This is a genomic window from Nocardia sp. NPDC052112, assembly GCF_040680135.1.
GTDB lineage: Bacteria > Actinomycetota > Actinomycetes > Mycobacteriales > Mycobacteriaceae > Nocardia.
Genome location: NZ_JBFAWD010000003.1, coordinates 142,441 through 156,600, shown reverse-complemented (window position 1 = coordinate 156,600; position 14,160 = coordinate 142,441). Strand labels below are relative to the sequence as shown.

Genomic DNA, 14,160 nt, shown 5'->3' with positions numbered 1-14,160 from the left:
CGCACTTTCGGCGGTGGCAACTCCGACAAGGTCATGCCAGCGCAACAAACTCAGCGAATTCGCTGGGATACAGTGACCTAATGCCCGAAGAAGCGCATTCCACACCAGTGGTGCGTGTCGGAGCGGCCGCGGGGTCCGATGGTGTTGCCGCAACCGTCGGGGGAACCGATGCCGACCTGCTCTCGCTCGCAGCACAGCTGTGTTTTGCTCTGTACTCCACATCCCGATCGATGACAGCGGCGTATCGGCCGTTTCTCGAGCGGATGGGGGTGACGTATCCGCAGTATCTGGCACTGCTGGTGTTGTGGGAGCGGCCCGCGATGACCATGAAGGAACTCGGCGAACAGTTGCGGCTGGACTACGGGACGGTCTCACCGCTGGTCCAGCGGCTCCAGGCACATGGACTGGTCGAGAGTGTTCGCAGCACCAACGACCGGCGCGCTGTCGTACTGTGTGCCACCGATGCCGGGCGCGCACTGCAACCGCAGGCCCGACAGATGATCGAGGCCGTGATGGCCGAGGTCGGCTATCCGATCGAGCACCTTATCCAACTGCGCGACCAGGTCAATGCGCTCGGCGCCCGCCTCGACGCTGCCATAGCCGAGCGCCCCGGCGGGTAGTCGCCGTCGCACGCAACGTCCGCGTGGGCGCGTCGAGGCGCACGCTCAGGCGTCCCGCACCCGGGCTTGCCGATCGACAACCGGCGGTTCGGTGGACCAGGGAAAGTTGATCCAGCGATCGGTGCGCCGCCAGACGTATTCGCAATCGACCTCGGAATGCGGCTTCTGGTACACGACCGCACAGCGCACCTCGGCGACATGGTCGATGCAGAAGTCGCGCACGAGTTTGAGGGTGGCGCCGGTATCGGCCACATCGTCGGCGATCAGGACCGTCGCACCGGCGAGATCGACCGCTTGCGGGACCGGCGGCAGCATGACGGGTAGATCGAGGCGCTGATCGATACCGGTGTAGAACTCTACGTTCATCACGTGCAGGTTCTTGACATCCAGTGCGTAGCCGAGCGCTCCCGCGACGAATAGGCCACCGCGCGCGATCGAGAGGATCAGATCCGGCTCGAACCCGTCCTTGGCGATTTCGGTTGCGAGCTCGCGGCTCGCGGTCCCGAACAATTCCCAGGTCAGCACTTCCCGATCCGCCATGGATCCTCCATCTCCCTCGATACCGCTGGGCTAGAGCATACGACCAGCTACGCGGTGGTGATCCGCACTATCCACGTGGGAATTAGGGTGGGGCGGGTGCGGATCTATCTGGCCGGTGCGACCGGCGTCATCGGAACCCGGTTGTTGCCCTTGCTGATCGAGGCCGGACACGAGGTCGCGGCGATGACCCGCTCTGCGAACAAGGCCGACCAGGTACGGTCCGCCGGTGCGGAACCGGTGGTCTGCGATGTGTACGACCTCGACGCACTCACCGCCGCGGTCGTCGCCTGCCAACCCGATCTGGTGATGCATCAGCTCACCGATCTCCCCGACGATGCCGCGCTGCTCCCGGAACTCGCCGGCGCGAATGCGCGCATCCGCTCCGAAGGCACCCGCAATCTGATCGCCGCCGCACAGGCCGCGGGTGCGAAACGCTTTCTCGCCCAGAGCATTGCGTGGGATCCGCCCGCCGGTCGCGGCGCCGTCATCCGGGAACATGAGGCCGCGGTGCTCGATATCGGCGGCGTGGTCGTGAAATACGGCCAATTCTATGGTCCGGGTACGTATTACGAATCCGAGCTGCCCGGTCATCCGCGCGTGCATGTGGATGATGCTGCCGCGCGAACGGTTTCGCTGGTCGATACGCCCAGTGGTGTGGTGGTCATCGCGGATCCTGCCTGATTTCGCGACGGGCGACTGGCCGTCTCGGGTCGTGGCCGTGCCGGTCGGTTCGGAATACGGTGGCGGGGGGCGATCGCCCGGATTTATTGCTCATCCACCGAAGGAGATCAGCTTGCGCAACACGCTGCTTGTCACATCCGTACTCGGTGCCGCACTGGTGGCGATGCTCCCCGCTGGCACGTCCGGTGCTCAGGCACCGGGCGACGGCTCGCTGAAGGTGCAGGCGACCACCGGCACAGATCAATTGCCGGTGACGGGTGTCGGGGTCGGCATCACGACGTGCGCCGCCGGTCCGGTGCTGGCCACCTTGACGACCGGCGGCGATGGAACCGTGACGCAGGCCTTCCCCCATGGCTGTTACCAGGCGCAGGTCACCTCCGTTCCGTCCGGCTGTGAGCTGGCGAGCATCGCCTACGTCCAGGTCGACGTGGCACCCGGCGCGACACCGGTCGCGAGCTTCCAATTCCGCTGTGCCTGAACCGATTTCGACCATGCCGGATGCTCGGGCCCGCTGGCAAGAGTTGGACGAGGCCGCCATCGCGCGAACCCGCCGGTGGATGCCGGTAGCCGATCGAAGGTCGCGTAGGCTTCGTGCCCGTGAGGTCGGGTCCGGTGTCGGTGACTGCGTTGGCTGTGATCGTGTTGGCCATGTGTTCGGGCGATACGCGACCGACCCCGATGAGCGAGGGAAACTTGATGCTGCCGGACGGCGAATCCTTGTTCATCAGAACCGATTTCGCCGACGATGCCGGATGGGCCGAAACTCTGGACGCGGCTTTGCAGCCGTGGGATCTCGGTGACGGGATACTCGTGTACGCGGGCATCACGCCGGTCGACGACCGTCGCTTCGCAGGTCTGACGGCGGCGAAGTTGGAGAGCCTTGTTCCCGCGCCACCGCCCTACTATCTGTTCCTGGTGGACAAGCGAACGATCACCGATCCCGAACATCCGATTCTCGTCGTGGATACGAGTCGGGGGAACGCGGACGTGGTGGGCTTTCAGACCTTTCGGGTGGTGCCGAGCGAAATGCCCGCCGTAGAGAACAACTTGTCGCTGGCGAATATGGACTTCGAGGACTTCTCCGACAATGTCGACCCGGATGGGGTGTTCCGCGGCTTCTGATGCGGATCGTGCGGCTACGACAACGGGTGCGTGCTGTCCAACGCTCGGCGCGCGTAGGCGCGGACATCTGCATCGCTGTCATCGATCGCCAGCTTCAGCGCATCGTGCGCGGCACTGCTGTGCGGCCAGGTGGCCAGCGACAACACCGCGGCCTTGCGCACGTCGAGGTGCGGATCGCGCAGGGCGTCGGACAGCGGGGTGACACCGAAATCGGGATCCGTGCCCGCGAGACCCCGCGCGGCACCCACCCGGACCTGCCAGGCGGAGTGCCTGAAAGCGCTGACGAGCAAGGCCGTGTCATCTTGTGCGACAACGAGATTCGCGAAGGCTGCCAGGGCGGCGGCGCGCACGAGTGGATCCGGATCGTCGGCCAGGGTGCGCGCGGTCTGGCCACCCTGTCCGCCGATCGCCGACAACCCGTGCGCGACGGCGATGCGCACTTCGCGGTTCTCATCGGTTGCCGCCGACGAGACGGCCTGCCGATCGTCGAGCGATACCAGCGCCCGCACCGCCTCGATGCGCACCCGATGATCCGAATCGGTCAATGCCGCAATGAATTGCGCCGCCGATCCGGCTCGTAGCGCGCGGAGCAGACCCACGACGGTCGCCCGGACGACCGGGTCGGGGGAGTCGAGGTGGTCGGCCAGACCTGTCGATTCGGGAAGCACTTCCACGAGTTCACGCAGACTCGCCGCGGCGGCCGCGCGAACGGAGGCCGCGGTATCGTCGAGCGCACCGATCAATACCGATGTGAACCCGTCGGGGGTGTTCTCGGTCAATACCGACAGCGCCGCCACCCGAACACCGGCATCGGCATCGAATAGATAGGTCGAAAGGTCCTGCACCGTAGGCGAATCCAAAGCCAGCAAACCGACCAGCCGCGGTGACGGTGGCGTCGTCGATGTGCGCACGGTGCGCGGTGCATCGGCCGGTGCGCGCCCACCGATGAGTTCCGGCTGGGCCACCGGGACCACAGAGGGGTCGGTCGACGGCAGATCGTCTAGACCCGGCACCGGCACCAGATATGGCGCGACCGGCCGCTTCAGGAATTCCATCGCACCATCGGAATTCTTGTGCAGGTTCAGGTGATAGCGCCATTCGCTATCGTCGCGCTGCGGCAGATCGGCACGTTCGTGGTAGAGCCCCCACCGTGATTCGGTGCGGGTCAGCGAACTGCGCGCGGCCATTTCGGCGCAGTCGCGGATGAAGGAGACCTCGACCGCGCGCATGAGCTCATGCGGTGTGCGGGCGCCGATTTCGGCGATCTCACCGCGCATCCGCTCGAAGGTCTCGACCGCGATCGACAGTTTCGCGGCCGTCTTCGGTGGCGCCACATAGTCGTTCACGAATCGGCGCAGCTTGTACTCGACCTGGGGCTGCGGTGGGCCGTCCGGCTGGCGCAGCGGCCGGTAGATCAGCTCATGTGCCGCGGCGAGCTGATCTTGCGGAAGTTCGACGGGCGCGGCGACCTCGGACAATGTGGATGCGGCATGGCCACCGGCCAGATCACCGAAGACGAAGGCGCCGATCATATAGTTGTGTGGCACGCACGCCAGATCACCTGCCGCGTACAGCCCGGGGACGGTCGTGCGGGCATGTTCGTCGACCCACACCCCGGATGCGGAATGTCCACCGCATAAACCGATTTCGGAGATATGCATCTCGATATCGTGGGTGCGGTAGTCATGGCCGCGGTTGGCGTGGAAGGTACCGCGGGTCGGGCGTTCGGTGGTGTGCAGAATGCCTTCGAGCGTGGTGAGCGTCTCGTCGGGCAGATGCGAAACCTTGAGATAGATGGGACCGCGCGCGGATTCGATCTCGCGCTTGACTTCCGACATCATCTGTCCGGACCAATAATCGGAGTCGACGAAGCGTTCGCCCTTCGCGTTCACCTGGTACCCGCCGAACGGATTGGCCACATAGGCGCAGGCCGGACCGTTGTAATCCTTGATGAGCGGATTGATCTGGAAGCATTCGATACCGCTGAGCTCCGCGCCCGCGTGATAGGCCATCGAGTAGCCGTCACCAGCATTGGTCGGATTCTCGTAGGTGCCGTATAGATAGCCCGACGCGGGCAACCCCAAGCGTCCGGACGGCCCCGTCGCCAGGATCACCGCCTTCGCGCCCACGGCCACGAATTCGCCGGTGCGCGTATTCAATGCGGCGGCACCCACCGCGCGACCGGCATCGGTGAGCACCCGCACCGGCATGAGCCGGTTCTCGACGCGGATCTTCTCGCGCATCTTGCGTTGGCGCAGTACGCGATACAGCGCCTTCTTCACATCCTTGCCCTCGGGCATCGGCAGCACATACGACCCGGACCGGTGCACTCGGCGCACCGCGTACTCGCCGTATTCGTCCTTCTCGAACTTCACGCCATAGCGTTCGAGTCGCTGCACCATGGCAAAGCCGCGAGTGGCGGTCTGATATACGGTGCGCTGGTTGACAATTCCGTCATTGGCCCTGGTGATCTCGGCAACATAGTCCTCGGGCTCGGCCTTGCCGGGAATCACCGCATTGTTGACCCCGTCCATGCCCATGGCCAACGCACCGGAATGCCGCACATGCGCCTTCTCCAGCAGCAGTACCTCGGCGCCCGCCTCGGCGGCGGTGAGTGCGGCCATGGTGCCCGCGGTGCCGCCGCCGATGATGAGCACATCGCAGTCGAGCCGGATCCGATCGGATAGCTCGGGAATATTCACAACTTCTCCAGGATTTCGGCCTTCGCCGACCGGCGATCCGCCGGGGTACGTGGCTCGGGCACATCGACCAGGGTGTGCAATACGCCGCCGCCGAGTACCGCGATGCGGTCGCCGAGCAGCAGCGCCTCGTCCAGGTCATGGGTGACGAATACGATGGTGGTCGGATGGGCGCGCCAGGTGTCGATCAGCAGGCGCTGCATGGTTGTTCGGGTCTGGGTGTCCAGTGCGCCGAACGGCTCGTCCATCAGCACCGCGCGTGGCGATCCGGCGAGGCTGCGCGCCAACTGAACTCGCTGACGCATACCCCCGGACAGATCGCGCGGCAGATAGTCGCCGTAGCCGGTGAGCCCGACCTCGTCCACCCAATGCCGGGCGGTCGCCTTGCGTTCGGTGCGTGCCACCTTGCGCAATTGCAGTGCGAGCTCGATGTTCTGGCGCACGGTGCGCCAGGGCAGCAGCGCATCGTCCTGGAAGACCAGGGCGCGATCGGCGGACGGTCCGGTCACCGCGATGCCGTCGGCGCGGATCACGCCCTGCTCCGGCTTGCGTAGTCCGGCGATCGCACGCAACAGTGTCGACTTGCCGCAACCGGATTTGCCGACCACGACCAGGATTTCGCCGGGGGTAATGGCCAGCTCGAGGTTGTCGAGCACGGTCTTGCCGCCGTAGGCGATGCGAATTCCGTTCAGGCTCAATCGCATTCCGGTTTCGAGTGCCGCGGTAGGTGCGGTGGTCGTGGTCATTCGGCAACCTCCCTCGGCAGCCAGCGGGTGATCCGGCGTCCGGCCGATTCCACGATTCCGGAGGTGCCGAAGCCGAGGATGCCGATGGTGATCATGCCGACGAATACCGCCGGATAATCGACGATGGTGTAGGCCTGCCAGGTCCGGTAGCCGATGCCGAGTCGCCCGGAGATCATCTCGGCCGAGATGAGGCAGATCCACGCCACACCCATGCCCACCGACAGACCGCTGAACACGCCGGGCAGGATGCCCGGAAATACCACTCGCACCAGCACATCGGTACGCGATGCGCCCAGCGTGCGCAGCGCGTCCTCCCAGAGGGTCGGCAGCGCGCGCACCGCGTGTCGGGTGCTGACCAGCACCGGGAACAGCGATGCCATGAACGTGATGAAGACGATGCCCGATTCGTCGCTCGGGAACAGCAGAATCGCCACCGGCACCAGCGCGATGGCCGGAATCGGCCGGGCCAATTCGGTGAGCGGTCCGAGCACCGCGGCGAAGAGTCCGGAGCGGCCGAGGCCGATGCCCGCGAGCACACCGACCACGGCCGCCAGCCCGAATCCGGTGAGAATACGGATCAGCGATTGTGCGACATCGACATAGAACTGATCCGACTGCAGTTGCTTGCCGAATTCGCGGATGATCTCGGTGACCGTCGGCAGCGTGTCGAAGCGCAGCCACCACCGCACATTATCGGCGGTGAGCAGTTGCCACAGACCGATGGCGGTCGCGACCGACGCCACCTGGAGCAACCGGGTGCGCCATGCGGACCTCCCACGTACGTCCGCGGTTTCATCACCCTCGGCCACGGTAGGTCCGGTCAGTGCTGTGGTGCGCTCGCCCGTTGCCCGGCCGTCCTGCAACAACGAAGCGCTGCTCGATGCTGTCATGGTCGGACTTCCGTGACGGCCTGGTCATAGGAGATCGCCGTGGCGGCCGGGTGCACCCGCCGATAGCGCTGTGCGGCAGCGGGTGTCGTGAATGGCAGGAAGTTGTCGCCATCGCGCAACCACACCGCCTTATCGGCGAACCAGCGCGTGCCGAGTTCGGCATCGGGCACATATGCGGCGCGGATCACCTTGCCCTGCGCCTCGGCCGCCTGGACCGCGCGCAGCAGGCAGGTCGGATCGGCGGCGGGCTGCGGGCGATCGGTGCCGTCGAGCCACAGCTCACCGGCCTGCGCGGCATCGCTCACCGGACGGTTGCAGACCGGATCGGTGCCGGTGACGCGGCTGGGGTTGACGGTGGACGCCACCGCCTGGTCGTAATCGCCCATGGCGTCGTCGGCGAAGGCCTTGCGCAGCGGCGCGGGATCGACGAACTTGTCGATATCGAGTTCGGCGAAGTCGCCGATCGACTTCAGGTACTGCACATCGCCTTTGAAGGCGTCGATCAGACCGGGCTTGAGCGTGGCATCGAAAGACGTTCCGCCGGGGCCGTTGTAGAGGTACACGACCTCCTGCGGCAATCCGGAACCGTCGGCGACGATCTCGGCGGCCTCGAACGGCTTGTCGTTGAGGAACTTCGTGGCATCGAGCTGGGCGGCGAGGAAGGCCTGCAGCACCTCGGGATGATCAGCGGTGTAGGCGCGTCGCGCGACCACGCCGTGGAAGGTCGGCACACCCAATTCCGCACCGTCGTAGAGCAGTTTCGCCTTGTTCTGGAAGACGAGCAGTCCGGGCCAGGCCACGAACTGTGCGAGCGCGCCGACCTGATGCGATTCCAATGCGGTCGCCCCGACCTGCGGCTGCTGATTGAGCACCTCGACACCCTTGGCCGGATCGACACCCGCCCGCGAGAGTGCCTGCACCAGGGTGCCGTGCCCGGCCGAGCCGACGCTGGCCGAAATCTTCTGTCCGGCCAGCTCGGTGATCCCGGTCGCCGTCGAATCCTGGGGCACCACAACCATATTGAGCGCACCCTTGGGGTTGTAGCCGGTCACCGATACCAGCGCAGTCTTCGCGCGCTCGTTGGACTGGGTGCGAGATCCGTTGATCAGCAACGGATAATCGCCCATCGACCCGATATCGATCTTCTCGGCGAGCATCTGCGCGGTGATCGGCGCGCCGGTGTCGTAGTCCTGCCACTCCACCTGGTACTCGGCGCCGCCGCTGTCGGTGATCTTCTGTAGCCGTTGTTCCAGATAGCCCTGGGCCTTCAGCAATGTGCCCGCGGTGACGGTATTGATGGTCTTGGACTGGTAGCCGACGACGACCTTGACGGTTCCGGCGGGGGTGCTGTCCGAACTCTGCAGTGAGCAGCCCGCCGCGGCGAGTGCGACGGCGAGGAGCAGGGGAGCGAGGCGTTTCTTCATGGGACTTTCCGGATCGTTCAGCGCAACAGATAGGGCATATTGACGGTGACGGCGCCCGTGGGACAGCGGGCGGCGCACGGGCCGCAGTACCAGCACTCGTCCACGTGCATGAAGGCCTTGCCGTTGTCCGGATTGATGGCCAGCGAGTCGAGCGGGCAGATCTCGACGCACAGCGTGCAGCCCTGGATGCACAGTGATTCGTCGATGGTCACCGGAATATCGGTGCGTTGGTTCGCCAGTGCCATCAGATGACCTTCCATTCGGATGTGCCGCGGATCAGGCTGCCGCGCATGGTGATTCGATCCCCGCGCATCCGGATGTACTCCAGATCCACCGGTCTGCCGTCGTCGAGGCGGGTCAGCCGTTCGAGCATCAGCAGCGCGGCACCCTCGGGTGCTTCCAAGGTGGCGGCGGTGTGCACGTCCGCGGTAATCGCTTCCAGCGCGAGGTCGGCCGAGCCGAGCGGTCCACCGCTGATCTGTTCGATGAGTACGAAGATGTCGTTGGTCTCGAGGTCGTGGCCGAGGACCTCGGTGCCGATATCGGGTGCGAGATAGGTCAGATCCAGGCTCAGCGGTAGATCGGCGAGATAGCGCAGTCGTTCGATATAGACCACGCGCTCACCGGGATTCAGCCCGAGCTTGCGCGCGACGGCCGGTGGCGCGGTGATATGCATCGCGGCGCGCACCTCGTTGCGCACCGTGCCGTGGCCCTTGAGGGTTTCCTGCAGCCCGAGCAGCGCGTCCAGGCCGTGATCGAATTTGCGCCGGGCGACCCTGGTGCCCACCTTCGGCACCCGATCGATCAACCCTTCGTCCTTGAGCAGCGCGAGTGCGTCGCGCACGGTGTTGCGCGAGGCGTCGTATTCGGCCACCAATTCCTGTTCACTCGGCAGCACGTCGTCGAAGGCCCCCGCATGTATCTGATGACGCAGCACGTCGGCTATTCGGCGCGCCTGGTCGGCCCGCAACCGTCGCACGGGCGTCGCCTCGGCTCCCACCTCCGCCACCTTTCTCTCGCTGACCTGCATGGATAGCGACGATAGTTGGCGCGGGAACGCTCAAAGGCCCGCAAGCGAGCGCCACGAATCAGCGGATTTTATTTCGCCGCCTCCTTCCGGCTCTGACCTGGGCGGATAGGTCCCGGAGTGGCCATTGCGCCACCCTGCGCCTGGTTCGCGAGTTTCGATCACACAGATTCGAATGACAGCGGGTGCGCGCGGGTCCTGGCCATCGGCCCGGCGGTGATCGCCTTTACCGCAGTGGTGGTGAATATCGCGCTCGGCGATTCCTATTTTCGCCGGGCAGCTCGTGTCCCTGCCTTCCCGGTCCGGGGTGCGGCCATCACCTCACTGTTCTTCGGGCGTGGCGATAATGGCACCAGGTGACCGCTATCGTGTTCGCCTCGCTGATGATTCCGTCAATGTGCCGGGTGCGAACCGTGGCGGAACCGCCGGCCGGCTCGCGGTCCTGGTTGGTATCGCGATTCTGGTGCTGTTGAACCAGCAGGTGGCCGAACTGTGGTTCCGGCGGTGAGGTGGGGGATTGTCCGGATACCAGCACAGGGCGGAATCACTCCGGCGGGGGAGGCGAAATCACCGCTGGGGGTGATGTTCTCGCGGGCACGCATCCCTACCATGACGGGCGTGGCTGTTATCGCCGGTGTTGGTCGCGCCCTGCTGGTCGCAGGGGTGTGCGCGTTGTTGGCTTCGATCGGGGTGGGTTCGGCGTCAGCGGATTCGGCGTCCTCCGGCTCGGATATTTCGGTCGCGCAGTCGCTCGGTGATCGGGAGCTCACGATCATTTTGCGCCGGGTGACCAGCGTGCCGGGGCCGCTGCGGGTGGATGTGGTCACCCATGCGGGTACCGCCGCGGGGCGACTGACCCTCGCGGCGACGCCGACCGGGGTATCGACGCAGTCGACGCGGCCGGCACCGGGAGCGCCCACCACCGAGGCGATCGTCGAACTCGGCGGTACCCCCGGAATGTATTCGGCCACTGTCCGAATGGACCGGGCCGGGCCGTGGGAGCTGGCCGTCGACGACGGTACGCGGGTGGCGCGGATTCCGTTCCTCGTGCCCGCGCAGGTGACCTCGCCGCCCGAGCGTTTGGTGTACGGCGGGTTTCTGGTGGCGGGCGTACTGCTGCCCGTCGCCGTGGTGCTCGCGATTCGTGCGCGACGCAGCGTATGGGCGCTGGTTCCGGCCGCCGGAATGGTGGCCGGGGTGGCGGTTTCGGTGACGGCCGCACTGCTTTCGGCATCGCTGCCGCTGCCGCCGCAACCCGGCGGTCAGCTCGATCCCACGTTCGACAATGTCACCGATCCCTATGCCGTGAATCAGCCGCTGATTTCGGACTTTTCGCGACCGCCGGTATTGCTGACGGTTGCGGGTGGGCCGGTGACCGCCGGGCAGCCGGGCGATCTCGACCTCGTCCTGATCGATGCCGCCACCGGTGCCCCCGTCGACGATCTGGTCGTGCACGACAGCGCGCTCGTGCATCTGCTGCTGGTCGGCCCGACCGGCCGCCTGTCGCATCTGCACCCGATCCGGATCGGACCCGGTCGGTATCAGGTTCAGCTGGCCGCACCCGAGGCCGGGCGATATGCGTTGTCCGCGGAGTTGGCGCGCCGTGGCGGCGGTGTGCAAATGGTCCGCGCGGCAAACGGATTCACCGTCCTGTCCGGTGCGGGGGGACCGGAATCCGCCAGCGCCGCAGTGCATCTCGGTGGCGGTGACAAATCCGCGTCGACCATTGTCGATGGTAACCAGGTCACTGTCAGAACGACTACGCCGGTGGCGGGGGTGCCGACCACCATCACCGCCGAATTCGGCGATGTCGCCGATCTGCAGCCGTGGCTCGGCATGGTCGGGCACCTGATCATGGCGGGTCCACTCTCCAGCGACTCGGAGATCGCTGCGGCCGTACAGAACTCACCGATCTGGGGGCACGGCCACTCGATGGGGGTGACATCGATGCAGGGTATGTCCGATATGTCGGGGACGGAGATGCCCGGCATGGATATGACCGAGCCCGCCGCGAGTCGCGGCACCATGCTCATGCCGCCCGCCAATGGCGAAAGCGCACCCGACGAGACGGTCGCCGCATACGGCCCCGATGTGCCGTTCACCTACACCTTCCCTCTCGCGGGCCGCTATCGCCTCTGGATCCAGGTCGAACGGCGCTACGCCGTGCTCACCGTCCCCGTCGTTGTCGATGTCGCGGCGGGAGCGCGGCCCTAGTGAGCGAGCGAACCATCAACACAGCCGAGCGCCAGCGAGGCGCAGGCATGAGCGAGCGAGCGAAGAACACGGCCGCACCCCGGAAGGGCATTGTCCTAACCGGGGCAGCGGTGATCGTCTTGGTGCTGGCGGCCATTGCCTGGTTCGTCTGGCCGCGCCCATCCGGTTCGATCGTATTGAAAACCGGAAGTCCGCAACACCTCGTCACCATCGCCATCGACAGCCCGCGAATCGGCAGCACCGCCATTGACATCACCGTCACCGACCGCACTGGCGCGACGAAAGACCATGCCGCAGTTCGTATTCAGGCGAACCAGCCGCTCATGGGTCAGGCCGGACAGTCCATCGCGGCGATGGCCACCGGTCCGGGACACTTCCACGCCGCATCGGTACCACTGATGATGACCGGCCCGTGGGAGCTTCGACTGTCGATCGACGAACACGACAGCGTCGACGAACTCGTGGTGCCGATCTGGGTCGGCGGCTGAAATTATGCACAGATCAGGAGGAATGGCCAGCATGAGCACGCCAGCACCACCGGAGACGGTCGAAGCCGTCGCCGGACCGAATGTCACCGATGACACCACCGCGGCTCGCATCGGCGCCTGGGGCGTATTACTGGGCACCGCAGTCACATTGATCGGCCTCAGCTGGGATATCCAGTGGCACAACGAGGTCGGTCCGGACACCTTTTTCACGCTGCCGCATCTGTTCCTGTACTCTGGCAGCGCGATCTCCGGATTCGCCAGTCTGGCCATGGTTCTCATCGCCACCGCCGCCCAACGGGCCGGTCGGCCCGTGCCCCGGCTCGGCGGCACACCCATCCGAGTCTTCGGCAGCAACCTGACCGCGCCGCTCGGCTATATGATCGCCGGAGCCGGTGCGGCACTGTTCCTGCTCTACGGCCTACTCGATCTGGAGTGGCATTCGATCTACGGTTTCGACGCCGTGCTGAACACTCCGTCGCATGTGGCGCTGTTCCTGTCCATCTCGCTCACCATGATCGGCAGCATCATCGTTTTCGCCGCCCACCGCGATCATCGCTGGGGCCGGATCGGCCTCGTCGTCGCGATTCCGATCTTGATCACCTTCGCCCCGATTCCCACCAATGCATTGAACAACCTGCATCTGCCCGTCGATCCGACCATCCTCGGCATCGTCGCGTTCGGGCCGATGCTGCTCATTCTCGGCGCGGCAGTGCTGGCGCGCGCGGGCGCGGCCATTGCCATCGCGGTTTCGCTCGGCGCCATGCAGGCGATCCTGTGGTGGTTCTCGCCCTGGGCCGCGCAAACCTATGCGTCGGCGATCGGGTTGCCGCTGCGGGACGGCCTCACCGGACGACCGCCGGATCTGCCCGCCATGATGCCGATGTTCCTGATCTTCGCGGCGATCGCGGTCGAGGGGTTGTTCTGGCTGGCCCGCGCCCGTGGTTTCGATGCGCGCAAGATCGTATTGCTGGCCGGTGCCGTGACGGGCGTCATCGTCGGCCTGACGTTCCCGCTGCAGTTGAATCTGGTCCGGGCCACATCGCATATCGCCGTCGGCGACATCGTGACGATCACGCTGCTCGGCGTTCCGCTCGGCCTGCTCGCCGGGTTCCTCGGCGGCCGGTTCACCACCATGCTGCCCGCAATGAAGGATGCGTGATGTCCGTACTCCGCAGGCTCGCCGTCGCCGTACTCGCCACGATCACCCTGTCGCTGTTCGCGGTCGCCCCCGCCTCGGCCTACGCGCCGGTCGAGATCGTGCACACCGAGCGCGTCCAGGCGGGGCCGTACGGCGTGACCGTCGGCTTCTCCACCTGGCCCATCCGTGCGATGAAATCGCTGGACTTCACCTTCATGCCCGATGGCGGCATCGCCGACAAGTCCGGGACGCTGCGCTTGACCGGCCCCGCGGTCCGGCCCGGTCGCCGCGCTGCGCCGCTGGTCCGCCATCCCCGCAAGCGTGACTCCTGGGGTCTGGACGTCAAGGCCTTCGACGCTCCTGGTACCTACACCTTCACCTTCGCGATCGACGGCCCGCTCGGACACGGCGAAGGCACCCTCGGCAATGTCACGGTGCTCGACCAGCCCGGTCCGCCGCTGCCGCTGAGCTGGACGATCGGCACCCTGCCGCTGATCGGCCTGCTGGTGTTTCTCGCGGTGGCCTGGCGCCGCACCCGACCCGGGGAACGACAGCTTGTCGTCTGACCCGA

General features: G+C 65.9%; 16 protein-coding genes. 9 read left to right on the top strand and 7 right to left on the bottom strand.

Annotated elements, in window-relative coordinates; genetic code table 11:
* Window positions 1–80 precede the first annotated feature (80 nt).
* The gene (locus tag AB0L58_RS06710) at window positions 81–620 is read left to right on the top strand and encodes a MarR family transcriptional regulator (RefSeq protein WP_364382235.1); all 540 of its coding nucleotides are present in this window, start codon (window positions 81–83) and stop codon (window positions 618–620) included.
* A gap of 45 nt (window positions 621–665) precedes the next feature.
* Here AB0L58_RS06710 and AB0L58_RS06705 read toward each other — a convergent pair whose 3' ends face one another.
* The gene (locus AB0L58_RS06705) at window positions 666–1,160 is read right to left on the bottom strand and encodes a phosphoribosyltransferase (RefSeq protein WP_364382232.1); all 495 of its coding nucleotides are present in this window, start codon (window positions 1,158–1,160) and stop codon (window positions 666–668) included.
* A 96-nt stretch (window positions 1,161–1,256) separates the two neighbouring features.
* Between AB0L58_RS06705 and AB0L58_RS06700 the strand changes: the two genes are divergently transcribed.
* The 3 genes from AB0L58_RS06700 (at window position 1,257) to AB0L58_RS06690 (ending at window position 2,963) form a co-directional block, all read left to right on the top strand.
* Window positions 1,257–1,841, top strand: coding sequence for an NAD(P)H-binding protein (locus AB0L58_RS06700; protein ID WP_364382229.1), 585 nt, complete (start codon window positions 1,257–1,259; stop codon window positions 1,839–1,841).
* Between the two features lie 112 nt (window positions 1,842–1,953).
* Window positions 1,954–2,319 carry a hypothetical protein gene (locus tag AB0L58_RS06695; protein WP_364382226.1) on the top strand — a complete coding sequence of 122 codons (366 nt, stop codon included), beginning with the start codon at window positions 1,954–1,956 and terminating at the stop codon, window positions 2,317–2,319.
* A gap of 200 nt (window positions 2,320–2,519) precedes the next feature.
* A complete protein-coding gene (locus AB0L58_RS06690) occupies window positions 2,520–2,963 on the top strand; it encodes a hypothetical protein (RefSeq protein ID WP_364382223.1) in 444 nt (147 codons plus the stop codon).
* A 14-nt stretch (window positions 2,964–2,977) separates the two neighbouring features.
* Here the strand turns inward: AB0L58_RS06690 and AB0L58_RS06685 are convergent, their stop codons facing one another.
* From AB0L58_RS06685 to AB0L58_RS06660, 6 genes are read right to left on the bottom strand one after another with little or no spacing between them, the layout of a single operon-like run.
* The gene (locus AB0L58_RS06685) at window positions 2,978–5,665 is read right to left on the bottom strand and encodes a fumarate reductase/succinate dehydrogenase flavoprotein subunit (protein WP_364382220.1); all 2,688 of its coding nucleotides are present in this window, start codon (window positions 5,663–5,665) and stop codon (window positions 2,978–2,980) included.
* On the bottom strand, window positions 5,662–6,408 hold the full coding sequence (locus AB0L58_RS06680) for an ABC transporter ATP-binding protein (RefSeq protein ID WP_364382217.1): 747 nt from the start codon (window positions 6,406–6,408) through the stop codon (window positions 5,662–5,664). The genes AB0L58_RS06685 and AB0L58_RS06680 overlap by 4 nt, the downstream gene beginning before the upstream one ends.
* Window positions 6,405–7,298 carry an ABC transporter permease gene (locus tag AB0L58_RS06675; RefSeq protein WP_364382214.1) on the bottom strand — a complete coding sequence of 298 codons (894 nt, stop codon included), beginning with the start codon at window positions 7,296–7,298 and terminating at the stop codon, window positions 6,405–6,407. The genes AB0L58_RS06680 and AB0L58_RS06675 overlap by 4 nt, the downstream gene beginning before the upstream one ends.
* Window positions 7,295–8,722 (bottom strand): ABC transporter substrate-binding protein, encoded by a 1,428-nt coding sequence (locus tag AB0L58_RS06670; protein WP_364382211.1) that lies wholly within the window; start codon window positions 8,720–8,722, stop codon window positions 7,295–7,297. Before AB0L58_RS06670 ends, AB0L58_RS06675 begins: the two co-directional genes overlap by 4 nt.
* Before the next feature lie 17 nt (window positions 8,723–8,739).
* Window positions 8,740–8,967 (bottom strand): ferredoxin family protein, encoded by a 228-nt coding sequence (locus tag AB0L58_RS06665; protein WP_030519968.1) that lies wholly within the window; start codon window positions 8,965–8,967, stop codon window positions 8,740–8,742.
* On the bottom strand, window positions 8,967–9,752 hold the full coding sequence (locus AB0L58_RS06660; RefSeq protein ID WP_364382207.1) for a GntR family transcriptional regulator: 786 nt from the start codon (window positions 9,750–9,752) through the stop codon (window positions 8,967–8,969). The genes AB0L58_RS06665 and AB0L58_RS06660 overlap by 1 nt, the downstream gene beginning before the upstream one ends.
* Before the next feature lie 117 nt (window positions 9,753–9,869).
* Here AB0L58_RS06660 and AB0L58_RS06655 point away from each other — a divergent pair, with 117 nt between their 5' ends.
* The 5 genes from AB0L58_RS06655 (at window position 9,870) to AB0L58_RS06635 (ending at window position 14,155) form a co-directional block, all read left to right on the top strand.
* On the top strand, window positions 9,870–10,109 hold the full coding sequence (locus AB0L58_RS06655; protein WP_364382204.1) for a hypothetical protein: 240 nt from the start codon (window positions 9,870–9,872) through the stop codon (window positions 10,107–10,109).
* 258 nt (window positions 10,110–10,367) lie between these two features.
* Window positions 10,368–11,963, top strand: a complete 1,596-nt coding sequence (locus tag AB0L58_RS06650; RefSeq protein WP_364382201.1) for a hypothetical protein — start codon at window positions 10,368–10,370, stop codon at window positions 11,961–11,963.
* A gap of 47 nt (window positions 11,964–12,010) precedes the next feature.
* On the top strand, window positions 12,011–12,451 hold the full coding sequence (locus AB0L58_RS06645; RefSeq protein WP_364382198.1) for a FixH family protein: 441 nt from the start codon (window positions 12,011–12,013) through the stop codon (window positions 12,449–12,451).
* A 31-nt stretch (window positions 12,452–12,482) separates the two neighbouring features.
* Complete coding sequence (locus AB0L58_RS06640; RefSeq protein ID WP_364382195.1) at window positions 12,483–13,610, top strand: hypothetical protein; 1,128 nt, start codon at window positions 12,483–12,485, stop codon at window positions 13,608–13,610.
* Complete coding sequence (locus AB0L58_RS06635; RefSeq protein ID WP_364382192.1) at window positions 13,610–14,155, top strand: hypothetical protein; 546 nt, start codon at window positions 13,610–13,612, stop codon at window positions 14,153–14,155. The genes AB0L58_RS06640 and AB0L58_RS06635 overlap by 1 nt, the downstream gene beginning before the upstream one ends.
* The last annotated feature ends 5 nt before the right edge of the window (window positions 14,156–14,160 follow it).

Bases quoted from the DNA above. Each gene is read 5' to 3' on its own strand.
- AB0L58_RS06635 (WP_364382192.1), top strand. From the start codon at position 13,610: ATGTCCGTACTCCGCAGGCTCGCCGTCGCCGTACTCGCCACGATCACC.
- AB0L58_RS06665 (WP_030519968.1), bottom strand. From the start codon at position 8,967: ATGGCACTGGCGAACCAACGCACCGATATTCCGGTGACCATCGACGAA.
- AB0L58_RS06670 (WP_364382211.1), bottom strand. From the start codon at position 8,722: ATGAAGAAACGCCTCGCTCCCCTGCTCCTCGCCGTCGCACTCGCCGCG.
- AB0L58_RS06645 (WP_364382198.1), top strand. From the start codon at position 12,011: ATGAGCGAGCGAGCGAAGAACACGGCCGCACCCCGGAAGGGCATTGTC.
- AB0L58_RS06660 (WP_364382207.1), bottom strand. From the start codon at position 9,752: ATGCAGGTCAGCGAGAGAAAGGTGGCGGAGGTGGGAGCCGAGGCGACG.
- AB0L58_RS06680 (WP_364382217.1), bottom strand. From the start codon at position 6,408: ATGACCACGACCACCGCACCTACCGCGGCACTCGAAACCGGAATGCGA.
- AB0L58_RS06705 (WP_364382232.1), bottom strand. From the start codon at position 1,160: ATGGCGGATCGGGAAGTGCTGACCTGGGAATTGTTCGGGACCGCGAGC.
- AB0L58_RS06710 (WP_364382235.1), top strand. From the start codon at position 81: ATGCCCGAAGAAGCGCATTCCACACCAGTGGTGCGTGTCGGAGCGGCC.
- AB0L58_RS06640 (WP_364382195.1), top strand. From the start codon at position 12,483: ATGAGCACGCCAGCACCACCGGAGACGGTCGAAGCCGTCGCCGGACCG.
- AB0L58_RS06675 (WP_364382214.1), bottom strand. From the start codon at position 7,298: ATGACAGCATCGAGCAGCGCTTCGTTGTTGCAGGACGGCCGGGCAACG.
- AB0L58_RS06690 (WP_364382223.1), top strand. From the start codon at position 2,520: ATGAGCGAGGGAAACTTGATGCTGCCGGACGGCGAATCCTTGTTCATC.